This window comes from Mycobacterium sp. (assembly GCF_965229105.1).
In the GTDB taxonomy this organism is placed as follows: Bacteria; Actinomycetota; Actinomycetes; order Mycobacteriales; family Mycobacteriaceae; genus Mycobacterium.
In genome coordinates this window covers 1,261,285-1,283,977 of the sequence record NZ_OZ245858.1, presented here as the reverse complement: position 1 = coordinate 1,283,977, position 22,693 = coordinate 1,261,285, and the positions used below count along the sequence as shown (strand labels likewise).

Annotated in this window: 22 protein-coding genes and 1 pseudogene; 13 read left to right on the top strand and 10 right to left on the bottom strand. The window is 65.5% G+C overall.

Features of this window, described 5'->3' with window-relative positions; translation table 11 throughout:
* Nucleotides 1-27: 27 nt before the first annotated feature.
* Nucleotides 28-1,329, top strand: a complete 1,302-nt coding sequence (locus ADBZ9O_RS06180; protein ID WP_526529383.1) for a histidine phosphatase family protein — start codon at nt 28-30, stop codon at nt 1,327-1,329.
* A gap of 51 nt (nt 1,330-1,380) precedes the next feature.
* Here ADBZ9O_RS06180 and ADBZ9O_RS06175 read toward each other — a convergent pair whose 3' ends face one another.
* On the bottom strand, nt 1,381-2,286 hold the full coding sequence (locus tag ADBZ9O_RS06175; protein ID WP_526529381.1) for an SDR family oxidoreductase: 906 nt from the start codon (nt 2,284-2,286) through the stop codon (nt 1,381-1,383).
* 17 nt (nt 2,287-2,303) lie between these two features.
* Nucleotides 2,304-3,083 (bottom strand): SDR family oxidoreductase, encoded by a 780-nt coding sequence (locus tag ADBZ9O_RS06170; RefSeq protein WP_526529379.1) that lies wholly within the window; start codon nt 3,081-3,083, stop codon nt 2,304-2,306.
* Nucleotides 3,084-3,160: 77 nt separating this feature from the next.
* Here ADBZ9O_RS06170 and echA20 point away from each other — a divergent pair, with 77 nt between their 5' ends.
* The 4 genes from echA20 to ipdC are packed head-to-tail and all read left to right on the top strand — an operon-like array spanning nt 3,161 to nt 6,634.
* Nucleotides 3,161-3,919 (top strand): (7aS)-7a-methyl-1,5-dioxo-2,3,5,6,7,7a-hexahydro-1H-indene-carboxyl-CoA hydrolase, encoded by a 759-nt coding sequence (gene echA20 / locus ADBZ9O_RS06165; RefSeq protein ID WP_526529377.1) that lies wholly within the window; start codon nt 3,161-3,163, stop codon nt 3,917-3,919.
* Nucleotides 3,916-4,809 (top strand): cholesterol ring-cleaving hydrolase subunit IpdA, encoded by an 894-nt coding sequence (gene ipdA / locus ADBZ9O_RS06160; RefSeq protein ID WP_526529375.1) that lies wholly within the window; start codon nt 3,916-3,918, stop codon nt 4,807-4,809. The genes echA20 and ipdA overlap by 4 nt, the downstream gene beginning before the upstream one ends.
* Nucleotides 4,806-5,567, top strand: coding sequence for a cholesterol ring-cleaving hydrolase subunit IpdB (gene ipdB, locus ADBZ9O_RS06155; RefSeq protein ID WP_526529373.1), 762 nt, complete (start codon nt 4,806-4,808; stop codon nt 5,565-5,567). The genes ipdA and ipdB overlap by 4 nt, the downstream gene beginning before the upstream one ends.
* Nucleotides 5,564-6,634, top strand: coding sequence for a (3aS,4S,5R,7aS)-5-hydroxy-7a-methyl-1-oxo-octahydro-1H-indene-4-carboxyl-CoA dehydrogenase (ipdC, locus tag ADBZ9O_RS06150; protein WP_526529371.1), 1,071 nt, complete (start codon nt 5,564-5,566; stop codon nt 6,632-6,634). The genes ipdB and ipdC overlap by 4 nt, the downstream gene beginning before the upstream one ends.
* A gap of 69 nt (nt 6,635-6,703) precedes the next feature.
* Here ipdC and ADBZ9O_RS06145 read toward each other — a convergent pair whose 3' ends face one another.
* Nucleotides 6,704-7,423, bottom strand: a complete 720-nt coding sequence (locus ADBZ9O_RS06145) for a hypothetical protein (RefSeq protein WP_526529369.1) — start codon at nt 7,421-7,423, stop codon at nt 6,704-6,706.
* Complete coding sequence (locus ADBZ9O_RS06140; RefSeq protein ID WP_526529367.1) at nt 7,420-8,082, bottom strand: SatD family protein; 663 nt, start codon at nt 8,080-8,082, stop codon at nt 7,420-7,422. The genes ADBZ9O_RS06145 and ADBZ9O_RS06140 overlap by 4 nt, the downstream gene beginning before the upstream one ends.
* Before the next feature lie 115 nt (nt 8,083-8,197).
* Here ADBZ9O_RS06140 and ADBZ9O_RS06135 point away from each other — a divergent pair.
* Nucleotides 8,198-9,067, top strand: a pseudogene (locus ADBZ9O_RS06135) (putative endonuclease domain-containing protein).
* Between the two features lie 71 nt (nt 9,068-9,138).
* Here ADBZ9O_RS06135 and fadA6 read toward each other — a convergent pair.
* The 4 genes from fadA6 to ipdE1 all read right to left on the bottom strand — a co-directional run bounded on the left by fadA6 (nt 9,139) and on the right by ipdE1 (nt 12,872).
* Nucleotides 9,139-10,287, bottom strand: coding sequence for a steroid 3-ketoacyl-CoA thiolase FadA6 (fadA6, locus tag ADBZ9O_RS06130; RefSeq protein ID WP_526529365.1), 1,149 nt, complete (start codon nt 10,285-10,287; stop codon nt 9,139-9,141).
* A gap of 1 nt (nt 10,288) precedes the next feature.
* Entirely contained in the window at nt 10,289-10,837 is a 549-nt protein-coding gene (locus tag ADBZ9O_RS06125) for a TetR/AcrR family transcriptional regulator (protein WP_526532891.1), read from the bottom strand.
* 98 nt (nt 10,838-10,935) lie between these two features.
* The gene (gene ipdF, locus ADBZ9O_RS06120; protein ID WP_526529363.1) at nt 10,936-11,724 is read right to left on the bottom strand and encodes a (5R,7aS)-5-hydroxy-7a-methyl-1-oxo-2,3,5,6,7,7a-hexahydro-1H-indene-carboxyl-CoA reductase; all 789 of its coding nucleotides are present in this window, start codon (nt 11,722-11,724) and stop codon (nt 10,936-10,938) included.
* Nucleotides 11,721-12,872, bottom strand: coding sequence for an acyl-CoA dehydrogenase IpdE1 (gene ipdE1, locus ADBZ9O_RS06115; RefSeq protein WP_526529361.1), 1,152 nt, complete (start codon nt 12,870-12,872; stop codon nt 11,721-11,723). Before ipdE1 ends, ipdF begins: the two co-directional genes overlap by 4 nt.
* 112 nt (nt 12,873-12,984) lie before the next feature.
* Here ipdE1 and fadD3 point away from each other — a divergent pair, with 112 nt between their 5' ends.
* Genes fadD3 through ADBZ9O_RS06090 form a run of 5 tightly spaced genes read left to right on the top strand, consistent with a single transcriptional unit; the run spans nt 12,985 to nt 18,741 of the window.
* Nucleotides 12,985-14,520, top strand: a complete 1,536-nt coding sequence (gene fadD3, locus ADBZ9O_RS06110) for a 3-((3aS,4S,7aS)-7a-methyl-1,5-dioxo-octahydro-1H-inden-4-yl)propanoate--CoA ligase FadD3 (RefSeq protein ID WP_526529359.1) — start codon at nt 12,985-12,987, stop codon at nt 14,518-14,520.
* A complete protein-coding gene (locus tag ADBZ9O_RS06105) occupies nt 14,520-15,656 on the top strand; it encodes an acyl-CoA dehydrogenase family protein (RefSeq protein WP_526529357.1) in 1,137 nt (378 codons plus the stop codon). The genes fadD3 and ADBZ9O_RS06105 overlap by 1 nt, the downstream gene beginning before the upstream one ends.
* A complete protein-coding gene (locus ADBZ9O_RS06100; RefSeq protein ID WP_526529355.1) occupies nt 15,653-16,609 on the top strand; it encodes an acyl-CoA dehydrogenase family protein in 957 nt (318 codons plus the stop codon). The genes ADBZ9O_RS06105 and ADBZ9O_RS06100 overlap by 4 nt, the downstream gene beginning before the upstream one ends.
* Complete coding sequence (gene ipdE2, locus ADBZ9O_RS06095; protein WP_526529353.1) at nt 16,606-17,577, top strand: acyl-CoA dehydrogenase IpdE2; 972 nt, start codon at nt 16,606-16,608, stop codon at nt 17,575-17,577. Before ADBZ9O_RS06100 ends, ipdE2 begins: the two co-directional genes overlap by 4 nt.
* 51 nt (nt 17,578-17,628) lie before the next feature.
* On the top strand, nt 17,629-18,741 hold the full coding sequence (locus ADBZ9O_RS06090; RefSeq protein ID WP_526532889.1) for a pyridoxal phosphate-dependent aminotransferase: 1,113 nt from the start codon (nt 17,629-17,631) through the stop codon (nt 18,739-18,741).
* Here the strand turns inward: ADBZ9O_RS06090 and ADBZ9O_RS06085 are convergent.
* Nucleotides 18,738-19,484 carry a 3-hydroxybutyrate dehydrogenase gene (locus ADBZ9O_RS06085; RefSeq protein ID WP_526529351.1) on the bottom strand — a complete coding sequence of 249 codons (747 nt, stop codon included), beginning with the start codon at nt 19,482-19,484 and terminating at the stop codon, nt 18,738-18,740. The genes ADBZ9O_RS06090 and ADBZ9O_RS06085 overlap by 4 nt on opposite strands.
* Nucleotides 19,481-20,845: an MFS transporter gene (locus ADBZ9O_RS06080; protein WP_526529349.1), complete on the bottom strand. Its 1,365-nt coding sequence runs from the start codon at nt 20,843-20,845 to the stop codon at nt 19,481-19,483. Before ADBZ9O_RS06080 ends, ADBZ9O_RS06085 begins: the two co-directional genes overlap by 4 nt.
* Before the next feature lie 110 nt (nt 20,846-20,955).
* Between ADBZ9O_RS06080 and ADBZ9O_RS06075 the strand changes: the two genes are divergently transcribed.
* Together ADBZ9O_RS06075 and ADBZ9O_RS06070 are read left to right on the top strand one after the other, a co-directional pair.
* Nucleotides 20,956-21,876, top strand: a complete 921-nt coding sequence (locus ADBZ9O_RS06075) for a LysR family transcriptional regulator (RefSeq protein ID WP_526529347.1) — start codon at nt 20,956-20,958, stop codon at nt 21,874-21,876.
* A 44-nt stretch (nt 21,877-21,920) separates the two neighbouring features.
* A complete protein-coding gene (locus ADBZ9O_RS06070; protein ID WP_526529345.1) occupies nt 21,921-22,691 on the top strand; it encodes an alpha/beta hydrolase in 771 nt (256 codons plus the stop codon).
* The last annotated feature ends 2 nt before the right edge of the window (nt 22,692-22,693 follow it).

The window sequence follows — 22,693 nt, the reverse complement described above, 5'->3', positions numbered from 1 at the left end:
CATTTGCCCTTAACGATGGAGTTATTGATGCAGAAATCGATCATCCGGAAGGTTCTGGGTGTCGTCACGGCTGTCGTTGCAGCTGTTGCGCTTCTGATCGGGATAGCGCTTCCCGCAGGAGCGTTGACCGTCACGTTCATTCGACACGGCGAATCCCAGGGCAACGCGTCCGGATTCATCGACACCAAAGTCCCCGGACCTCCCCTGACCGGCACTCCCGCCGACCCGGCAGGCCCCGCGACCGGGTGGAGCCAGAGCAAGGCCGTCGCGACCACCCTCAACAACCTGGGGACCTACTCCGGGATTTACGCATCGACGATGGTCCGCACCCAGCAGACCGCGACACCGTTCGCGGCACTGGTCAACCATGGTGGCGATATGAGCCAGGTGACGATTTCCGGCGATCCGTACCATCCTGATTTCAACAATGACGTCGTCGTCCTCAACGGACTCCAGGAGATCAGCGCGGGGTTCTTCGAGGGCTCACCGGAAGCCGGTGGCCTGGGCCGGATCGGTTACATCATCGCGCCGCTGGCATGGACGCTGGGGCTGCGTTTCGTCCGGATTCCCGGCTCTGAGGACGGCAATGAGTTCGACGCCCGCGTCGACGGCGCCCTCGGCCAGATCGCGCAGCAGGATGGCGACGACTCGGATCCCGCTGTGTTTTCTCATGGCGCGACGATCATGTTCTGGACACTGATGAACGTCGATAATCCCGATATCCTGCTGGCGCTGACCCACCCGCTGAAGAACACCGACATCGTCGTGGTCGACAGCAATGGCGAGGGCGGTTGGACGCTGAAGAGCTGGGCCGGCCAAGATGTCGCGGAGGCTACCTTCGGACAGCAGATGTTCGTCAACTTCCGCGATCTGATCGTGGCGCCGCAGACCGCGCTGTACAACCTGCGCGCACCGATTCTCGCCCTCAATATCCCGGGGATCATCGCCGGAGTTCAGCAGGGTGTCGGCGATGTGGCCGCAGCGACAGCCACATTCGTCGTCCGCACGGTTCAGGACGTCGCAGCCGCACTCGGGGGACTCGGGCAATCCAACGCGAGCCAGGCCTCGACCAAGGCAGTCCAGCTCAGTGCACCGACGTCGGCCGCCACCGAGACGGCCGTCGCGCCCAAGAAAACCGGGGCTACCCGTGCCAACGGGGCAACCGATCTCAGCGACGGCAACAAGGCCGAGCCGGTGAAGACGCTCAAGGCCGCCGCCAGCACTGGCGACAAGGCAGCGCCGGACGCCGGCGATACGGGTTCGGCCACCAAGGCCGGACCGTCAGGTAAGAAGGGCACCGGCGCCAGGTCAGCGAAAGACGCTGCCTGACATAGCCACACCATGCGGCCCCGCCTCGTCAGGAGGCGGGGTCGCGTGCGTTCAGGCGCCGAAGACGGGCACCGGGGGACGGGCCTTCGCCAGCAGTTCGGTGACCACCGGCGCGAGCTCGGCGGGATCCCAGCGCGCACCCTTATCGACCTGCGGGCCGTGGGCCCAGCCCTCGGCGATGCGGATGATCCCGCCTTCGACCTCGAACATCGTGCCGGTCACATCGCGGGATTCGACGCTGCCCAACCACACCACCAACGGCGAAATGTTCTCCGGCGCCATCGCGTCGAACTCAGCCCCCTGGGTCGACATCATGTCGGCGAAGACGGTTTCGGTCATCCTGGTGCGGGCCGACGGCGCAATCGCGTTGACGGTGACGCCGTAGCGGCCCATCTCCGCCGAGGCAACCAGGGTCATCGCGGCGATACCTGCTTTGGCCGCACTGTAATTGGCCTGGCCAACGCTTCCTTGCAGGCCCGCACCGGAGCTCGTGTTGATGATGCGGGCATCCACTGTCTCGCCCGCCTTGGACTTGGCGCGCCAGTATGCCGCCGCATGCTTCATGGTGGCGAAGTGCCCCTTGAGGTGAACAGCGATGACCGCGTCGAACTCGTCTTCGCTGGTGTTGGCGAACATCCGGTCGCGCACGATGCCGGCATTGTTGACCAGCACATCGAGTCCACCGAAGGTGTCGACCGCGGTTTGGATCAGACCCGCCGCCTGCTCCCAGTCGGCGACATTGGCTCCACTGGTGACGGCTTCTCCACCGGCGGCGACGATCTCGTCGACCACACCCTGGGCGGCGCTACCCCCACCGGCGGCCGAACCATCCAGGCCCACGCCGATATCGTTGACCACCACGCGCGCACCTTCTGCGGCAAATGCCAGCGCATGCTCGCGCCCGATACCGCCGCCAGCACCCGTGACGATCACAACCCGGCCGTCAACCACACCCATATCCGTTGTCTCCCTGTTTATTTGATTGCACTGGTGGTAGCGAGGTAATGCGGGGGCTCTCCCCCGCCGTGTACCTCGAGTGACGCGCCACTGATATAGGACGCCGCATCCGACGCCAGGAAGGCCGTGGCCCATCCGACATCGGCCGGTTTGGCCAGCCTGCCGAGCGGGACATTGGCGGAGATCGCGGCGATCGACTCGGCGTCGCCGTAGAACAGTTCGGACTGCTCGGTCTCGACCATGCCGACGACGACGGAGTTGACTCGCACCTTCGGCGCCCATTCGACGGCGAGGGTGGTGGTCAGGCTTTCGACGCCCGCCTTCGCGGCGCCGTACGCCGCAGTTCCCGGCGTCGGCCTGCGGCCACTGACGCTGGCGATGTTGATGATGGAGCCACCGCCGGCCTGTGTCTGCATCTCCTCATTGGCATGGTGCGAGACAAACAGCGGGCCAAGCAGATTCAGTTCGATGATCTTGGTGCTGAATTTGGCCGAGGCATCGGCAGCCAGCACGTAGGGCGATCCGCCCGCATTGTTGACGACGATATCTAGTCGGCCGTGGGCCGCCACGATGGCGGCAATCAGCGCGGCCACTGAGTCGTCGTCGCGCACATCACAGGGATGGAACTCATACGGCAGCCCCTCCACAGGGCGGCGCGCGCAGGTCACCACCGTCGCTCCCTGGCCGGCGAATACCGCACTGATACCGGCACCGACCCCTCGCACGCCGCCGGTCACCAGGACCACGCGCCCCGCGAGTCCGAGATTGAACGGAACATTCTCAGCCGTCTCGGTCACTGTGCTAGCGTACCAAGCAAGTGCTTGCTCAGGGACCACCCCCGGCTACAGAGCCCAGAAGCGACCCAGGAATCTCCATGACAATCACGTCCAAAACAGTCGAACCGGGCATCGTCTCGGTCACCGTCGACTACCCACCCGTCAACGCCATCCCCTCTGCGGGCTGGTTCGAACTCGGCGATGCCATCACCGCAGCCGGCCGCGACCGCAGCACCCATGTGGTGATCCTGCGGTCGGAAGGCCGTGGTTTCAACGCCGGTGTCGACATCAAAGAAATGCAGAACACCGAAGGATTCGGCGCGCTCATCGACGCCAACCGCGGCTGCTTCCACGCCTTCCGGGCCGTCTACGAATGCGAAGTTCCGGTGGTAGCGGCCGTCAACGGCTTCTGCGTCGGCGGCGGTATCGGCCTCATCGGCAACGCCGATGTCATCGTGGCGTCCGATGACGCCACCTTTGGACTGCCCGAAGTCGAACGTGGCGCGTTGGGTGCCGCGACGCACCTGTCCCGGCTGGTCCCCCAACACATGATGCGCCGACTGTTCTTCACCGCTGCCACTGTGGATGCGGCGACGCTGCACCACTTCGGTTCCGTACACGAGGTGGTACCGCGAGCGGACCTCGACGAAGCTGCGCTGCGGGTGGCCCGTGATATCGCCATCAAGGACACCCGGGTGATCCGCGCCGCCAAGGAAGCACTCAATCTCATTGACGTCCAACGGGTGAACTCGAGTTACCGGATGGAACAAGGGTTTACCTTCGAACTCAACCTGGCCGGCGTGTCCGATGAGCATCGGGATGCGTTCGCCGGGACAGCCAAGGGTGAAAAATCGTGAGCGACAAGACAACGACTGCCGATGACGCGGTCGCGTCGGTCGAGAGTGGGATGACGATCGGCCTCGGCGGCTGGGGTTCACGACGTAAACCGATGGCGTTCGTCCGGGCGCTGCTGCGCACCGATGTCACCGATCTGACGGTGGTCACCTATGGCGGCCCCGACCTCGGTCTGCTGTGCTCGGCGGGCAAAGTCAAGCGCGTCTACTACGGCTTCGTCTCCCTGGATTCACCGCCGTTCTACGACCCGTGGTTCGCAAAGGCCCGTACCACCGGCGCCATCGAAGCACGTGAGATGGACGAAGGCATGCTTCGGTGCGGCCTGCAGGCGGCGGCCCAGCGGCTACCGTTTCTGCCCATCCGGGCCGGACTCGGTAGCGACGTCCGGGCGTTCTGGGGTGACGAGCTCAAGACCGTCACCTCGCCCTACGCCACCGACGGCTCTTTCGAAGAGCTGATCGCGATGCCTGCCCTGAATTTGGATGCGGCGTTTGTGCATCTGAATCTCGGCGATGCCCGCGGTAATGCCGCCTACACCGGAATCGATCCGTACTTCGACGACCTCTTCCTGATGGCCGCGCAGCGCCGCTATTTGTCGGTCGAAAAGGTGGTCCCCACTGAGGAACTGGTGAAGGCGGTGCCGCCGCAGGCGCTACTGATCAACCGGATGATGGTGGACTCGGTGGTGGAAGCACCGCTGGGTGCGCACTTCACCACCGCGGCACCCGATTACGGGCGGGACGAGAAGTTCCAACGGCACTATGCCGAGGCCGCCGGATCTGACGAGAGCTGGCAGCAGTTCGTGGACACCTACCTCTCGGGTAGTGAAGCCGACTACCAGGCTGCAGTACGCGCGTTCGCAGAGTCGGCTACGAAGGGAGATGCCAAGTGAGTGCAGTGACCCGGGCCGAGGTGTGCGTCGTCGCGTGCGCCGAATTGTTCCGCGACGCAGGCGAAATCATGGTCAGCCCGATGACGACGGTGGTCTCTATCGGCGCCAGGCTGGCACGGTTGACGTTCTCCCCCGATATCGTGTTGTCCGACGGTGAGGCGTCGTTGATCGCCGACACACCGGCGATCGGCGCACCCGCAGCCATCGAAGGCTGGATGCCGTTCGGCCGGGTCTTCGAAACCCTGTCCTGGGGTCGGCGTCATGTGGTGATGGGCGCCAACCAGATTGATCGCTATGGCAACCAGAACCTGTCGGCATTCGGGCCGCTGCAGCATCCGACCCGGCAGATGTTCGGTGTGCGCGGGGCACCTGGTAACACCATCAACCACGCCACCAGTTACTTCGTCGGTAATCACTCCGCCCGGGTGTTCTCCGAGTCTGTCGATATCGTCTCCGGTATCGGTTGGGACAAAGTCAATTTCAAACGCGACGGCAATCCCGATAATCCGGCCTACCGATTCGTGAATGTCTTCCGGGTGGTGTCCAATCTCGGGGTATTCGATTTCAACGGTCCCGAGCATCAGATGCGGGCAGTGTCGCTACACCCGGGGGTTGAGCCCGATGCGGTCCGCGAGGCCACGTCGTTCGAGGTGCATGGACTCGACGAGGCCGATACCACACGACTGCCGACCAGCGACGAACTGCAGCTGATCAATCAGCTCGACCCGAAATCGCTGCGGGACAAAGAAGTCCGATGAGTACGCTGCGCACCCCCCTGACCGAATTGTTGGGTATCGACCACCCCGTCGTGCAGACCGGGATGGGCTGGGTGGCGGGTGCTCGGCTGGTTGCGGCCACCTCCAACGCCGGTGGTCTGGGCATCCTGGCGTCGGCAACGATGACGCTGGAGGAACTGCAGACCGCGGTCACCAAGGTCAAAGCCGCCACTGACAAACCGTTCGGTATCAATATGCGCGCAGATGCCGGCGATGCCGGCGAGCGCGTCGACCTGCTGATCAGGGAAGGCGTGAAGGTGGCGTCGTTCGCGCTGGCACCCAAGCCCGACCTGATCGCCCGCCTCAAAGAGGCGGGTGCGGTGGTGATTCCGTCGGTCGGTGCAGCCAAGCATGCGCGCAAGGTGGCCAGCTGGGGCGCCGACGCCGTCATCGTCCAGGGCGGCGAAGGTGGCGGACACACCGGCCCGGTGGCCACCACGCTACTGCTGCCTTCGGTACTGGATGCGTTGAAGGACACCAACATTCCCGTCATCGCTGCCGGTGGCTTCTTCGATGGCCGCGGCCTGGCTGCCGCGTTGTCCTACGGTGCCGCAGGGGTGGCGATGGGCACCCGCTTCCTGTTGACCTCCGATTCGACGGTGCCCGATTCGGTCAAACAGCAGTACCTGGACTCCGCGCTCGGCGGCACAGTCGTCTCGACCCGCGTCGACGGTATGCCACATCGGGTGTTGCGCACCGGCCTGGTCGAGAAGCTGGAAAGCGGCTCCCGGATAAGGGGATTCAGCGCGGCGATCGGCAACGCCGCGAAATTCAAGAAGATGTCGGGGATGACCTGGCGGTCGATGATCACCGACGGTCTGGCCATGCGGCACGGTAAAGAGCTCACCTGGTCACAGATTGTGATGGCCGCGAATACGCCGATGCTGTTGAAGGCCGGGCTGGTCGAAGGCAATACTGCCGCGGGTGTGCTGGCCTCGGGTCAGGTGGCGGGCATCGTCGATGACCTGCCGTCATGTGCCGAGCTGATCGACACCATTGTGCGTGACGCGATCAAGCACCTGCAGGCGGCTGCGGGCCTGATCGCATAGGCGCGAGTGTGAACGTCACGACGCTCGTGGGCTGATTTGCGTCGTCACGGTCGCACTCGCGGCTGACGGTCAGGCCAGACCGATCCCGGCCAGCGCCAGTAACCAGCTGGCGAAGCTACCGACCAGGAAATACTCGGTCAGCTCGTCGATGCCCGAATCTCCTTCACGGCGCTGGGAATTCAGCTCGGGAAACCGGATGATGCCCTTGGCTGCGATCACGGCGGTGGCCGCAGCGAGCTGGCCGCCCAACCCGAGGCCGAGAATGAGCAACCGTTCCATCGGGCCGAGCAGCCGTCCGCCTTTGAGCCGGTCCGAGGGCTGCGGCTCACCGGCAGGCCGGACAGCGCCCACGGAACCGAGTACCAGGCGCACCAGCTGGTTGCCGGTGACGAGTTGGAGTAGCACCACACCCGCGGTCATGACGGCATGCGTCGGATCGACGCTGTCGAGGCCGACCCAGGGCAGCCAGCGACTCACCAACCCGCCCACCGGCGACGCCCACCCGGCCAGTGCACCGAGAACCGCGACGGCAGCCCCGAACACCAGCAGCGCCGCGGCGGGGCGGGCACCGTCGACTTCGGTGCGCGCGCAGAGCAGCACCCAACCGACGATGGCGGCCGCGCCGATCACCACCAGCACGAGATCACCGGTATGCCACAGCCCGGCGAGCAACGCGCAGACGAGAGCGGCCACAGGTCCGCAGCACAGCGTAAGCCATCGCCGGTCGGTGATCCTGCGGCAGATGTCGGCGATCCCGATCGCGACGAAGAAGACGGCCAGCGCGCTCATTCGATGAGCCGAAGTTGTTGTGATGCAGCAATAATCAGGTCAATCCCGGCGCGGCCGGCACGCTGGGAAACCGCAGAAGCGCTGATGCCCTCCGCCATGGCCAACTCCTTCTTCGTTCGGCCGGCCCGCAGGCCCGTCAAGATCCGCTGCGACCGTTCATCGAGCGATCCAAGCAGATGGTCCCGACACATCAACGCGGCGTTGACGGGTGCTGTGTCGGGGCCGTCGGGCTCCGCCGTGCGGAACGCGGTTCTGACCAGGGCCAGGCCCGGCTGGGTTTGCGCGGCCGCTGTCCACTCGATGGCTTCACGGGCCGCCCACCACCCTGGGCCGTCCTGGATGCCGGTGGCCTCGTCGAGCACAGTGATGGCGCCCCAGCCGATGCCGAATCGGATGTCGACGGCGGGCGCCAGCGCAAGTCGGATCGACAGCGCCGCATCGATAGCCGCGCCGACCGTGCGGTAGACACCCTGAAACTCATCGCCGACCGTTAGGACGGGCGGGTCGACCGCTGCCTCGGCGGCGTCGGCCAGCGCGAACATGATCGCCCGGTGCAGCTCACCACGGTCGTTAGCCGACCGCGAGCCCACGACATCGCCGATAACGGCGGCACAAAGCCGAGGCGATCGCGATGAAGCCTCCAGCTTCATATCCCTCATATGAAGATAATAGCTTCATTTTGATTTAATGAAGTAAATGACTTCACCGATGCAGTCAGGGGCGGGCTGTGGATAGCGGCGTACGGCCAGCCTCGCCGATCCACATCATTGAGTGGTGGCAGAGCTACCGTGGCCGTTCGTGGGCGCTGAAGCGCTGTCGAACGCCGCCATCACTGAACGGGTGATGCGCAGGCGCTATGAACAGCTCTATCCCGGTGTCTACGCGCCGCGAGGTATCGAGCCGACGGCACAACAGCGCGCAGAAGCCGCCTGGTTGTGGTCGCGACGCCGCGGCGTCATCGCAGGACAATCGGCCGCTGCGATGCTCGGCGCCAAATGGGTCGACGCGCGACGGCCCGCAGAGCTGATCCACGACAACCGGAAGTCACCCGCGGGGCTGATCGTCCGCTCCGAAGAACTCGCCGACGGGGAGTCGCTCGCGATCCGTGGGATGGCGGTAACTACCGCTGCGCGAACGGCATTCGACCTCGGTCGACACACGGTGCAGCGAGTGCAGGCCGTCCAACGACTTGACACGCTCGCGAACGCAACGGGTATCTAGGCCCTCGACATCGAATCCGTCGCAGCCGCGCACCCCGGCGCACGCGGGCTCCGTCGTCTGCGCGCGGTCCCGCTGCTTGTCGACGGAGGCGCGGAATCGCCACAAGAGACCGTCGCGCGATTGGCGTTGACCGACGCCGGCCTGCCCGCGCCGCAGACGCAGGTCAACGTTTTCGGTCAGTATGGCGACGTCATCGCACGCGTGGACATGGCCTACGAAGAGGTCAAAGTGGCGATCGAGTATGACGGGCCACAGCATTGGACCGACCCGGCAGTTCGGCAACGTGACATCGACAAAGAGTTCGAGATGACGGCACTGGGCTGGTTCACCGTCCGAGCTAGCCGCGACCTGCTGAAATATCGCCGGGCGACATACGTCGCCCGCGTCGCGAATGCGCTTCGGGAGCGGGGCCTGGCGTGGTGACTACCGCGAGCGTGAATGTGACGACGGAAAACCGGCCTGGAGCGTCGTGAGATTCACGCTCGCGGGCGGTGTCAGAGGCGTTCGATGATGGTCACGTTGGCGGTCCCGCCGCCCTCGCACATCGTCTGCAAGCCGTACCGACCGCCGGTGCGCTCCAAGGTGTTGAGCATCGTCGTGAAGAGCTTGGCACCGGTGGCACCGAGTGGATGGCCAAGGGCGATCGCGCCGCCGCTCGGGTTCACCTTTTCGGGATCGGCCTTGGTCTCCTTGAGCCAGGCCATCACCACGGGTGCGAACGCCTCGTTGATCTCGACGGTGTCGATATCGTCGATCGAAAGTCCGGCCTTCTGTAATGCATAGCGCGTAGCGGGAATCGGTCCGGTCAGCATCAACACCGGATCAGCGCCGCGCGCACTGATGTGGTGGATACGGGCGCGCGGTGTCAGATTGTGGTCCTTGACGGCTTGTTCTGAAGCCAACAGCACGGCACTGGCGCCGTCGGAGATCTGGCTGGCCATCGCCGCCGTCAGCCGGCCACCCTCGACCAGGGGCTTGAGCGTCGCCAGCTTTTCCAGCGACGATTCGCGCGGACCCTCGTCGATGGCGAACCCGTCGACAGGGAGGATCTCGTTGTCGAAGTACCCGCTACGAATCGCGGCGAACGCGCGCTGATGGCTGGTGAACGCGAACTGTTCCATCTCCTCGCGGGTGATGTTCCACTTCTCGGCGATCATCTCCGAGCCGCGGAACTGCGAGATCTCCTGATCGCCGTAGCGGTGCAGCCAGCTCTTCGACTCGTTGGTGGGCGAGGTGAAGCCGAACTGTTCGCCCACGACCATGGCCGACGAGATCGGAATCTGGCTCATGTTCTGCATGCCACCGGCCACGATCAGGTCGGCGGTGCCGGACATGATCGCCTGCGCGCCAAAGGAAATGGCTTGCTGACTGGATCCGCACTGCCGATCCACCGTGACACCGGGCACTTCTTCGGGGAAACCGGCCGCCAGCCACGACAACCGCGCAATGTTGCCTGCCTGCCCACCGATGGCGTCGACGCATCCGGCGATGACATCGTCCACCGCACCGGGATCGACGTCGGTCCGCTCGAACAGTCCGCGCCAGGCGGCGGCGCCGAGGTCGACCGGATGCACTCCGGCCAGCCCTCCGTTGCGCTTACCGACCGCAGTGCGCACGGCTTCGACGACATACGCTTCAGGCATCTCAGGCTCCCTTTGTTTCGCTTGTGGTAATTCCGCCGAGGACGATGGACAGATACTGGCGGCCGACTTCGACGGCCGTCAGCGGCCCACCGGGCTGATACCAGCGCACCGACACCCAGGTGGTGTCGCGGATGAATCTGTACACCAGGTCGACGTCGATATCGGGTCGGAAATAACCTTCCCGAATGCCCTGGTTGAGCACATCGAGCCACATCTTGCGCTGCTCTTTGTTGCGTTCGTCGACGTAGGCGAACCGCGGCTGAGAGGACAGGCGCTTGGCTTCGTCCTGGTAGATGACGACTTCGGCGTGCCTGTTCTCGATGGCATCGAAAGAGGCCATGAACAGCCCTTTTAGCCGTTCCAGGGGGTTGGGTTCGGTATCGATGATGCGCTCATACGATTCGAAGAGCCAGTCCAGGAAGCTGCGCAGCACCTCGTCGACCATTTCCTCTTTCGAGGCGAAGTGGTGATAGAGGCTGCCGGAGAGGATGCCCGCGGAATCGGCGATATCGCGCACCGTCGTCGCGCGAAGTCCGCGCTCGGCGAACATCGTCGCGGCCAGCCCGAGCAGCTCATCGCGACGGGTCGGCGCTTCCTTCTCCACCACAAGAGAGTATCAACCAAGCGCTTGCTTGGCTACTGAGCATGCTAGGCCCGCTGACTGGACACCGAGATCACTTCACCGGTCAGGTAACTGGAGTAGTCACTGGCCAGGAATGCGATGGTGGCCGCCACCTCCCACGGCTCGGCGGCCCGGCCGAAGGCTTCGTCGGACGATAACCGGTCCAGCAGATCGGCCGACGAGGTCTTTTCCAGGAACTTGTGCCTGGCGATGCTCGGGGAGACGGCATTGATCCGCACCCCGTATTCCACGGCTTCGATTGCGCTGCAACGGGTCAACGCCATCACCCCGGCCTTGGCCGCCGCATAATGCGACTGCGAATGCTGGGCGCGCCAGCCGAGCACGCTCGCGTTGTTGACGATGATCCCGCCGTGGCCGGCATCGCGGAAGTAGCGCAGCGCTGCGCGGGTCGCCCGCATCACCGACGTCAGCGTCACGTTGAGCACCCGGTCCCACTCGTCATCGGTCATCTCGACCAGCGGGGTCTGGCCGCCGAGACCGGCATTGTTGACCAGCACATCGATTCGGCCCAGCTTCTCGACGGCAGCGGTGATCAGCGCGTCGACGGCCGCGGTGGACGTCACATCGCAGACCACCGAATCGACCCGACCGAGCCCGAGGGCGGCCAGTTCGTCGCGGGTCTCCCCGAGTCGGCGTTCGTGAAAGTCCGACACCACGACGTCCGCGCCCTCGGCAAGGGCGCGGCGCGCGACGGACGAACCGATACCCGTACCGGCGGCCGCTGTGACGAGCACCACCTTGCCAGCCAAAAGACCATGTCCGTCAATCTCTTTCGGTACTTCGGCGAGACTCATGAACCCTTAGCTTCCCTCGGTAGGCCGAGCACCCGCTCGGCAATGATGTTGCGCTGGATCTCGTTGGACCCGCCGTAGATGGTGTCGGCGCGGGAGAACAGGAACAGGTGCTGCCATTCGTCGACGTTGCCGTCCGCCGCCACCAGACCTGCCTTACCTCGGATGTCCATGGCCAGCTCACCGAGATCGCGATGCCAATTGGCCCACAACAGTTTCGAGATATTATCTTGCCCGGGTCGCTCGACGTCCATCGTCGCCAGCGCGTAGGACCGCATCGACCGCAACCCGACCCAGGACCGGGTGAGCCGTTCCCTGATCAACGGATCCTCGGCCGCACCGTTGCGCTCGGCCACCTCGACCAGACCGGAAAGCTCACGCGCATAACGGATCTGCTGACCCAAGGTGGAGACCCCACGCTCGAAGGTGAGCGTGCCCATCGCCACCCGCCAGCCGTCACCGGGCTCCCCGACCACCAGGTCGGCATCAGTACGGGCGTCATCGAAGAAGACTTCGTTGAAATCCGCGGTTCCGGTCAGCTGAACGATGGGACGGATGTCGACACCGGGCTGATCCAGCGGCACCAGCAGATAGGACAGCCCGGCGTGGCGCTTGGAGCCCTTTTCGGTGCGCGCCACCACGAAGCACCAGTGCGACAGGTGCGCCATCGACGTCCAGACCTTCTGACCGTTGAGCAGCCACTGGTCCCCGTCGAGCACCGCGGTGGTGGAGACGTTCGCCAGGTCGCTGCCAGCGCCGGGCTCCGAATAGCCTTGGCACCACAGCTCGGTGAGATCGAGGATGTGCGGCAGAAACCGCTGCTGCTGTTCGGCTGTGCCGTAGGCGATCAGCGTCGGGCCCACCAGCTCTTCGCCGAAATGGTTCACCTTGTCCGGGGCGTCCGCCAGCGCGTACTCCTCGTAGAAGGCCACCCGGTGCGCCACCGACAGACCGCGGCCACCGTGCTCGACGGGCCAGCCAAGGCAGGTCAACCCCGCCTTGGCCAGGTGGCGATTCCACGCCAGCCGCTCTTCGAACGCTTCATCCTCGCGCCCGGGACCACCGAGTCCTTTGAGTGCTGCGAAGTCACCGACAAGATTGTCGGCCAGCCACTCACGGACTTCGGCCCGGAATTCCTGGACCTCTTGCATAACCTGTAGGCTAACCTACCAAGCACTTGCTTTGTTAGCCCGGCGACGACGCGCTCTGTGGAGCCTGCGGAACGAGGCGCGGAGGAGCTGGACAAATGACACAGGAGCATCGATGACGACCGTCCCGCAGACCACGCCTGCGGTGCTGGACCGGATCGCGCGCGAGCTTCCCGATCATGCTGCGCTGATCACGGACGAGAAGACCCTCACGTTCGCCGAGCTGCGCGCCGAGGTCCGACAGGCCGCGGCAGCGATGATCGATCTCGGCGTCGCCGCAGGTGACCGGGTCGGCATCTGGTCGCCCAACACCTGGCACTGGGTGGTCGCGTGTCTGGCCACGCATTACGCCGGCGCGGTGGTGGTGCCGCTGAACACCCGCTACACCGCCAGCGAGGCCGGCGATATCCTCGCCCGCACCGAGGCACCGCTGCTGATCGCGATGGGTGAGTTCCTCGGCGCCGACCGGGTGGCCGACCTCGACCGCGCGGCGCTGCCCGCGCTGCGGCATATCGTCCGGGTGCCGCTGGACAAGGCCGACGGATCCTGGGACGAATTCGTCGCGCGCGGTACCGACCTCGAAGCTGCCGATGCCCGCGCTGCCGCCGTCACCGCCGATGACGTCTCCGATGTCCTGTTCACCTCCGGCACCACCGGCCGCAGCAAGGGCGTGTTGTGCGCACATCGCCAATCGCTGTCAGCGCCGGCGGCGTGGGCGGCATGTGGCCAGGTCACCAGTGCCGACCGCTACCTGTGCATCAACCCGTTCTTCCATAACTTCGGGTACAAGGCCGGCATCCTGGCCTGCCTGCAGACCGGAGCCACGTTGATCCCACAGCTCACCTTCGACCCGGAACAGGCGATGCGTGCCGTGCAGGATCACCGCGCCACCGTGCTGCCGGGGCCGCCGACGATCTATCAGACGCTGCTCGACCATCCCCGTCGCGGCGATTACGACCTGACGTCGCTACGGTTCGCCGTGACCGGTGCGGCCACTGTTCCCGTTGTGCTGATCGAGCGGATGCAGTCCGAACTCGATATCGATATCGTCCTGACCGCCTACGGGCTCACGGAGGCAAGCGGATTCGGCACGATGTGTCGGGCCGACGATGACGCCGTCACCGTGGCCACCACCTGCGGCCGGCCGATCGCGGGCTTCGAGCTAAGGATCGACTCTCCTGCCGAGGACGGCACCGGGGAGGTGCTGCTGCGGGGGCCCAATGTGATGCTCGGTTACCTCGACGACCCGGCCGCGACGGCGGCGGCCATCGACAGTGACGGCTGGTTACACACCGGCGATGTCGGTGGCGTGGACGCGGCGGGCAACCTACGCATCACCGACCGGCTCAAGGACATGTACATCTGCGGCGGCTTCAATGTCTATCCCGCCGAAATCGAGCAGGTACTGGCCCGCCTCGACGGAGTGGCCGATGCCGCGGTGATCGGAGTTCCCGACGAACGGCTCGGCGAAGTCGGCAGGGCGTTTGTCGTCCTGCGACCGGATGCCGAGCTCGACGAGCAGGCCGTCATCGCCTACACCCGTGAACATCTGGCCAATTTCAAAGCGCCGCGATCGGTGCGGTTCGTCGAGGTGTTGCCGCGCAACCCCGGCGGCAAGGTCGTCAAACCACTGCTAAGGGAAAGAGCCTGATGGACCTGGACTTTGGGACTGATGCGGAAGACTTCCGTCAGGAGGTCCGCGACTTCCTGGCCGCGAACAAGGCTCACTTCCCGACCAAGTCGTATGACACCGCCGAGGGGTTCGAGCAGCATCGTCGCTGGGACAAGGTGCTCTTCGACGCGGGCCTTTCGGTGATCGCCTGGCCGAAGGAGTACGGCGGCCGCGATGCCACGCTGCTGCAGTGGATCGTCTACGAGGAAGAGTATTTCCGCGCCGGCGCGCCCGGCCGGGCCAGCGCCAACGGCACATCGATGCTGGCGCCGACGCTGTTCTCGCACGGCAGCAAGGAACAGCTGGATCGGATCCTGCCGAAAATGGCCAGCGGTGAAGAGATTTGGGCGCAGGCCTGGTCTGAACCGGAGTCCGGTAGCGATCTGGCATCGCTGCGGTCGACGGCGACCAGGACCGATGGCGGGTGGAAGCTCAACGGCCAGAAGATCTGGAGTTCACGAGCGCCGTTCGGCGACAGGGCGTTCGGGCTGTTTCGCTCCGACCCCGACGCCGCGCGCCACCACGGCCTGACGTACTTCATGTTCGACTTGAAAGCTGACGGTGTCACGGTCCGGCCGATCGCCCAACTCGGTGGTGATACCGGGTTCGGTGAGATCTTCCTCGACGACGTCTTCGTGCCCGACGACGATGTTATCGGCGAGGCCAATGACGGTTGGCGATCGGCGATGAGCACCTCGAGCAATGAGCGCGGGATGTCACTGCGCAGCCCGGCCCGCTTCCTGGCGCCCGCCGAGCGCCTGGTGCAGTTGTGGCAGACCGACAAGGATCCCGCCTTCACCGATCGGGTCGCCGACGCCTGGATCAAGGCACAGGCCTACCGGCTGCACACCTTCGGCACCGTGACCCGACTCGCCGCCGGCGGCGAACTCGGTGCGGAATCGTCGGTCACCAAGGTGTTCTGGTCTGAACTCGATGTCGCGCTGCACCAGACCGCTCTGGACCTGCGTGGGGCCGACGGTGAGCTGACCGACCCGTGGACCGAGGGCTACCTGTTCGCCCTCGGTGGCCCGATCTACGCCGGTACCAACGAGATTCAGCGCAATATCATCGCCGAACGGCTGCTTGGGCTGCCGCGAGAGGCTAAAGGCAAATGAAATTCGACCTGGACGAACAGCAGCGGGATTTCGCCGCCAGTATTGATGCGGCGCTCGGTGCGGCCGATGTACCCGCCGCGGTGCGGGCCTGGTCGGCCGACGACACCGGCCCCGGGCGCAAGGTGTGGTCCACCCTGGCCGACCTCGGCGTGACCGCGCTGATGGTGGCCGAAGAATACGACGGTATCGGGGCAGACCCGGTGGATCTCGTCGTGGCCTGCGAACGCCTGGGATACTGGGGCGTTCCCGGTCCGATCACCGAATCCATCGCTGTTGCACCGGTTTTGATGGCCGCCGACGAGCGCAGCGGTCAACTCGCGTCCGGTGAACTCATCGCGACGGTGGCGATTGCGCCCCAGCAGCCCAGGGCTGTCAACGCCGATTTCGCCGGCTTGGTCCTGGTGGCATCCGACGGGCAGGTGAGCGCCGCCGAGGCGGGCGATGGTCATGCATCGGTCGACCCGAGCCGACGATTGTTCGATGTGACGGCCACCGGCGACCGCTGGGCCGCCGACGTCGACCGCGCCGCCGAGTTCGGCGCGCTGGCCACGGCCGCCCAGTTGGTCGGTGCCGGGCAGGCACTACTGGATGATTCCGTCGAATATGCCAAGCAGCGAACCCAATTCGGCCGCATCATCGGCTCGTATCAGGCCATCAAGCACAAACTGGCCGATGTCCACATCGCCGTGGAGATGGCCCGGCCGCTTGTCTACGGGGCCGCCCTGTCGTTGAGCGCGCAGTCACCCGACACCGCCCGCGATGTCAGCGCCGCCAAGGTCGCCGCCACCGAGGCCGGGTTGCTGGCGGCCCGCTCAGCGCTGCAGACCCACGGCGCCATCGGTTACACCCAGGAGCACGACCTCTCGCTGCTGTTGTTGCGGGTGCAGGCTCTGCGCTCGGCCTGGGGCGAACCCACCGCATACCGGCGTCGGCTACTGGAAGAACTCTCATGACCCAAACGAACCCTGAACGTGAGTTCCTGACCCAGACCGTCCGCGATCTGGTCACCAAACATGCTCCACCGGAAGCAGTTCGGGCCGCCATGGACTCCGAACGCGGCTACGACGAAGCGCTGTGGACCATGCTGTGCGAACAGGTCGGCGTCGCCGCGTTGGTGATACCCGAGGAGCTCGGCGGTGCCGGCGGCGAACTCGCCGACGCCGCCGCCGTCATGACCGAACTGGGGCGCGCCCTGGTGCCGACGCCGCTGCTTGGCACCACCCTGGCCGAGTTGGCGCTGCTGGCCGCCAACACCCCCGATACCGACACCCTTGAACAGCTCGCCGCGGGCGCTGCCATCGGCACCGTGGTCTTCGATGCCGACTACGCGCTGAACGGTGACGTCGCCGATATCGTCATCGCCGCCAAGGATGGGGACCTACACCGCTGGACCTCCTTCGATACCGAGCCCTTGACGGCAATGGACCCCACTCGGCGGCTGGCGCGGCTGCGGGCAGGCGATACCGTCGCGATCGGGTCCGACCCGGGGTTGGGCGATACGGCGTTGCTCTTGCTGGCCGCCGAGCAGATCGGCGCCGCCACCCGCGCCCTGGAACTGACCGTCGAGTACACCAAGGGCCGGGTGCAGTTCGGTCGCCCGATCGGCAGCTTCCAGGCTCTCAAGCACCGGATGGCCGATCTGTACGTCAAGGTGCAGACCGCCGGGGCCGTGGTGACCGAGGCGATCGAACACCCCTCGCCGGCCACCGCGGCGTTGGCCCATGTGACCGCCACCGAGGCCTTCCGGGATGTCGCCGGTGAGGCCATCCAGATGCACGGCGGCATCGCCATCACCGCCGAGAGTGATATCCAGCTGTATTTCAAACGCGCGCACGGTAGTTCACAACTGTTCGGTACTGCGGCGGCAGCCCTGCAAAGACTGGAGTCTGAAGTCTTCTCGGATGCCGCCGCGCGCACGTAACCTGACCAGGTGAAGACCGCGCTGCGGGCGGGCATCCCGCCGTTCTACGTGATGGATGTCTGGTTGGCCGCAGCCGAGCGGCAGCGGACCCATGGCGATCTGGTGAACCTGTCGGCGGGCCAGCCCAGTACCGGGGCACCCGAGGCGGTGCGGGCGGCAGCCGTCGCCGCGCTGGCGGACAACCAGCTGGGATACACCGTCGCGCTCGGCATCCCCGAACTTCGGGAAGCCATCGCCGGTTCCTACGCCGATCTGCACGGGTTGGGCGTCGACCCGGCCGATGTGGTGGTGACGACGGGATCCTCCGGCGGGTTCCTGCTCACGTTCCTGGCGTGTTTCGATGTCGGCGACCGGGTCGCCGTGAGCAGTCCTGGCTATCCCTGTTACCGCAATATCCTGACTGCGCTGGGCTGTGAAGTCGTCGATATCGAATGCGGTCCCGAAACGCGGTTTCAGCCGACCGCGCAGATGCTGGCCGCATTGGACCCGCCTGTGGTCGGCGTGGTGGTGGCCAGCCCGGCCAACCCCACCGGCACGGTGATCCCACCCGACGAGCTGGCCGCCATCGCGGCTTGGTGCGCACAGACCGACACCCGCCTGATCAGCGATGAGGTCTACCACGGGTTGGTGTATCCCGGTGCGCCGCAGACGAGTTGCGCGTGGACGACATCGCGGGACGCCGTGGTGGTGAACAGTTTCTCAAAGTACTACGCAATGACAGGTTGGCGGCTGGGCTGGCTGCTGGTGCCGCAATCGTTGCAGCGCGCCGTGGACAGGTTGACCGGGAATTTCACCATCTGCCCGCCGGTGCTGTCCCAGATCGCGGCCGTCTCGGCGTTCACCCCGGAGTCGATAGCCGAGTCGGACGCCAAGCTGGAGCATTACAGCACCAACCGCGCGCATCTGCTCGACGGGCTGCGCCACATCGGGATCGAGCGGCTGGCCCCGACCGACGGTGCGTTCTACGTGTACGCCGATGTCTCGGATTTCACCGACGACTCTCATTCGTTCTGCTCGAAGCTGTTGGCCGACACCGGCGTTGCGATCGCCCCCGGTATCGATTTCGACACCGTCCGGGGTGACGCCTTCGTCCGGATGTCGTTCGCCGGGCCGACGTCGGATATCGACGAGGCACTGGCCCGCATCGGTCGGTGGCTCTGTTAGCGAGCTGACCAGCCGCCGTCCATGGTGTACGACGCGCCGGTCACCATGGCGGCCGTCGGGGATGCCAGCCAACCGACCAGTGCGGCAACCTCTTCTGGCTCAACGAGGCGCTTGATCGCGCTCTCGGTCAAAAGGATCTCGGCCAGCACCTGATCCTCCGGGATGCCGTGAGTGCGGGCCTGGTCGGCAATCTGCCTGGTCACCAACGGGGTTCGGACATAGCCGGGGTTCACGCAGTTACTCGTCACCCCGTGTGGCCCGCCTTCTAGGGCCGTCACCTTCGACAGTCCTTCCAGTCCGTGTTTGGCCGTCACATAGGCGACCTTGTACGCCGAGGCGCGCAGGCCGTGCACCGACGAGATGTTGATGACGCGGCCGAACTCGCGTGCGTACATCTGCGGTAGCGCGGCGCGGATCAACAGGAACGGCGCCTCGACCATCAGGGCCAGCATCCGACGGAACTTCTCCGGCTTGAAGTCGGCGATCGGGTCGATGTGCTGAATACCGGCGTTGTTCACCAGGATGTCGGTCTCCAACGTCACCGTCTCGAGTGCGCTGACGTCGAGAAGATCTATCGCCCAGATCTTTCCGTCGATCTCATCGGCCAAGGCCTTGGCGGCCACATCGTCGACATCGGCGATGGTGACCACGGCGCCGCGGGCGGCGAGCTCACGGGCGCAGGCCGCCCCGATGCCGCTTGCCCCGCCCGTCACCAGAGCACTGCGGCCGGCCAGGTCACTCACGCATTGGCCTTCGCCGCATCGATTCTGGCCACGTCTTCTGCATCGGCAACGTCGAGGCTCTTCAAGTCGATCCCCTTGGTCTCCCTGGTGAAGATCACCGCCACCAGGGTGATGGCGCACGCCCCGGCCAGATACAGCGCGACCGGCACCGACGAGTCGTACATGTCCAGCAGCTTGACCGCGATGATCGGCGCCAGCGAGCCGGCCACGATCGATGTCACCTGATAGCCAAGGGAGACACCGGAATACCGCATCCTGGTGGGGAACATCTCGGACATGATCGCCGGTTGCGGGGCATACATGAAGGCGTGGATCATCAGGCCCAGGGTGATCGCGGCCGTGATGACCACATAGTTTCCGCTGTTCATCATCGGGAAGGCGAAGAAGCCCCAGCTGGCGCCGAGCACCGCGCCCACGAAGTACACCGGACGGCGGCCGAAGCGATCAGCCAACCGACCGACCAACGGGATGATGGCGAAGTGCACCGCGTGCGCGACGAGCAGATACCAGAGGATCGAGCTGGTGTCGGCACCCACCTGCACCTTGAGATACGTGATCGAGAACGTGACCACCAGGTAGTACATGATGTTCTCGCCGAACCGCAGGCCCATCGCGGTGAAGACACCGCGCGGGTAGCGCTTGAGCACCTCGATGACGCTGAACGACGTCGCCTTGACGCGCTCGGCTTCCTCCTGTGCCGCAACGAAAATCGGCGCGTCGGTGACCTTGGTGCGGATGTAGTAGCCGACCAGAACCACCACCGCGGACAGCCAGAACGCGACCCGCCAGCCCCAGGACAGGAAGGCGGCGTCCGAGAGCGTGCCGGTGAGCACCAACAACACCACCGTCGCGAGCATGTTGCCCGCCGGGACCCCGGCCTGCGGCCAGCTGGCCCAGAATCCGCGTTGATGGTTGGGGCTGTGTTCGGCAACCAACAGGACGGCTCCGCCCCATTCCCCACCGACGGCGAATCCCTGCAGGAAGCGCAGCCCCACCAATAGTGCGGGAGCCCAGTAACCCACCTGGCCGAACGTCGGCAGACAGCCCATCAGGAACGTCGAGGCACCGACGAGCAGCAGGCTGAACTGCAGCAGCTTCTTGCGTCCGTACTTATCGCCGTAATGGCCGAAGACGATGCCACCGAGCGGGCGGGCGATGAACCCGACGGCGTAGGTGACGAAGGCGGCGAGGATATTGCTGAGATCGCTATCCGCCTGGTCGAAGAAGATCTTGCTGAACACCAGCGTCGCGGCGGTGCCGTAGAGAAAGAACTCGTACCACTCCACGACCGTGCCCGCCATCGACGCGGCGACGACCCGGCGAAGCCCGGTTGGTACCCGGTCCGCAACAGCAGTTGTCATCGGACACTCCTTGTTGATTGTGATGCGCCCCACATGTAGCCGAGTATTCATGCAGGTTCCCTGCGCCTGCAATGCCCAAACCTGCAGCGACGATCTGCAAAAATGCAGATATGGTCGGTACTCACCCCCTGAAGCGACTCAGCGCTGATGACCTCCTGGTGTTGTTGGCAGTGGGTCGATCCGGCCGTTACGTCACCGCTGCCGAACAGCTCGGGGTCGACCACACCACCGTCGCGCGCCGCATCGCCGCACTCGAACAGTCGATCGGCGGACGCGTGCTGGCCAGGACCGCCGGCGGCTGGGAACTGACCGAGCTGGGGCGCGACGCCCTGGCCGCCGCCGAGACCGTCGAAACAGCGCTGCGGTCATTGGCCGCGGCCGAACCCGGTGCCCCACGGACGCTGGAGGGGGTGGTGCGGATATCGGCGACCGACGGGTTCAGCGCCTACATCGCGGCTCCGTCGGCCGCTCAGGTACAACGCCGGCATCCGGGCGTCGCGGTCGAGATCGTCGCAACCACCCGCCGCGCCACCCAGCAGCGCTCTGGGCTCGATATCGAGGTGGTGGTCGGGGAACCACAGGTCCACCGGGCCGAGGCAATCCGGCTCGGCGACTACTGCCTTGGCCTGTATGGCTCGGTGGATTATCTGAAAGAGCACGGCGCTCCCCGCGGCGTCGATGCGTTGGCCGACCATCCCCTGGTCTACTTCATCGATTCCATGCTGGCCGTCGACGATCTGGATCTGGCCAGGACCGTGGCCCCGACGATGCGCGAATCTGTCACCTCCACCAACGTTTTCGTGCACGTCGAAGCAACGCGCGCGGCGGCAGGACTTGGCCTGCTGCCGTGTTTCATGGCCGACCGGCACGCCGATCTGGTGCGGGTGCTGCCCGACACGATCTCGGCGCGACTGACCTACTGGCTGGTCGCCAGGGCCGAGACACTGCGCAGGCCGGAGGTGGCCGCTGTGGTCGACGCCATCAGGGTCCGGATGCATGAAGAGCGAGATGTGCTCCTCGGCTCGCGATGACGCCAAATATTGCGCGCCAGGGCCAGGCCTGTTGCAGTATCCCCATGCCCTTCTTCGAGACTGCGCACGGCAGCATCTACTACCGGCACTGGGCCGCACCCGAGCCGCGCGCCGCAGTCATCTTTCTGCACGGTTTCGGCGAACACAGTGGGCTCTACCACCGGCTCGGGTTCACGTTGAACGCTGCGGGAATCGACCTGTGGGCGGCGGATCAGCTGGGGCACGGTCAGTCACCGGGCCCCCGCGGCGATTTCGGATCGACGGAAGTCAGCTCGCAGCTTGCCGAGGAGTTGACCGCGATCGCCGAGCGCGAGCAGCCGGGTCTGCCGCTGGTCCTTGCGGGGCATTCGTTCGGGGCGGCGGCCACGGCGTGGCGACTGCTCGACCAGTCCGGCCGATATCGGGCCGCCATCGTCTCGGCAGCACCGCTGTCCCCCAACCCGGCTTTGAGTGACGAATCTCTGGAGCTGACCCCGGAGTCACTGTCCGCCGACCCGTTCTACCTCGACGCCATCATCAACGACCCGCTGGCGTTCACCGACGCCGAAGCCGGCTGGGCGCGCCTCGTCGAGGAGCTGGACAAGGCCTTCGCCCGGTTCGCCACCGACCTGCCGGGGCTGACCACCCCGACACTTGCCGTGCACGGCACCGACGATCCGGTTATCCCGATCGACGGTGTGCGGACTTGGGTCGACAAGGTCGACAGCCTGACGCTGACGGAGTTCCCCGGCGCCAGGCACGACCTGCTCAACGAGACCGTGCACCAGCAGGTGGCGGCGACGATCATCGCGTTCGTCGCCGCCAACACCGGCTAGGG

Excerpts from the sequence above, each read along its gene's own strand:
- echA20 (WP_526529377.1), top strand. The coding sequence starts at position 3,161 with ATGACAATCACGTCCAAAACAGTCGAACCGGGCATCGTCTCGGTCACC.
- ADBZ9O_RS06090 (WP_526532889.1), top strand. The coding sequence starts at position 17,629 with ATGGATGTCTGGTTGGCCGCAGCCGAGCGGCAGCGGACCCATGGCGAT.
- ADBZ9O_RS06075 (WP_526529347.1), top strand. The coding sequence starts at position 20,956 with ATGGTCGGTACTCACCCCCTGAAGCGACTCAGCGCTGATGACCTCCTG.
- ipdE2 (WP_526529353.1), top strand. The coding sequence starts at position 16,606 with ATGACCCAAACGAACCCTGAACGTGAGTTCCTGACCCAGACCGTCCGC.
- ADBZ9O_RS06105 (WP_526529357.1), top strand. The coding sequence starts at position 14,520 with ATGGACCTGGACTTTGGGACTGATGCGGAAGACTTCCGTCAGGAGGTC.
- ADBZ9O_RS06175 (WP_526529381.1), bottom strand. The coding sequence starts at position 2,286 with ATGGGTGTGGTTGACGGCCGGGTTGTGATCGTCACGGGTGCTGGCGGC.
- ADBZ9O_RS06125 (WP_526532891.1), bottom strand. The coding sequence starts at position 10,837 with ATGTTCGCCGAGCGCGGACTTCGCGCGACGACGGTGCGCGATATCGCC.
- ipdC (WP_526529371.1), top strand. The coding sequence starts at position 5,564 with ATGAGTACGCTGCGCACCCCCCTGACCGAATTGTTGGGTATCGACCAC.
- ADBZ9O_RS06100 (WP_526529355.1), top strand. The coding sequence starts at position 15,653 with ATGAAATTCGACCTGGACGAACAGCAGCGGGATTTCGCCGCCAGTATT.
- ipdE1 (WP_526529361.1), bottom strand. The coding sequence starts at position 12,872 with ATGCAAGAGGTCCAGGAATTCCGGGCCGAAGTCCGTGAGTGGCTGGCC.
- ADBZ9O_RS06145 (WP_526529369.1), bottom strand. The coding sequence starts at position 7,423 with ATGAGCGCGCTGGCCGTCTTCTTCGTCGCGATCGGGATCGCCGACATC.
- ipdF (WP_526529363.1), bottom strand. The coding sequence starts at position 11,724 with ATGAGTCTCGCCGAAGTACCGAAAGAGATTGACGGACATGGTCTTTTG.
- fadA6 (WP_526529365.1), bottom strand. The coding sequence starts at position 10,287 with ATGCCTGAAGCGTATGTCGTCGAAGCCGTGCGCACTGCGGTCGGTAAG.
- ADBZ9O_RS06140 (WP_526529367.1), bottom strand. The coding sequence starts at position 8,082 with ATGAGGGATATGAAGCTGGAGGCTTCATCGCGATCGCCTCGGCTTTGT.
- ADBZ9O_RS06070 (WP_526529345.1), top strand. The coding sequence starts at position 21,921 with ATGCCCTTCTTCGAGACTGCGCACGGCAGCATCTACTACCGGCACTGG.
- ADBZ9O_RS06180 (WP_526529383.1), top strand. The coding sequence starts at position 28 with ATGCAGAAATCGATCATCCGGAAGGTTCTGGGTGTCGTCACGGCTGTC.
- fadD3 (WP_526529359.1), top strand. The coding sequence starts at position 12,985 with ATGACGACCGTCCCGCAGACCACGCCTGCGGTGCTGGACCGGATCGCG.
- ADBZ9O_RS06080 (WP_526529349.1), bottom strand. The coding sequence starts at position 20,845 with ATGACAACTGCTGTTGCGGACCGGGTACCAACCGGGCTTCGCCGGGTC.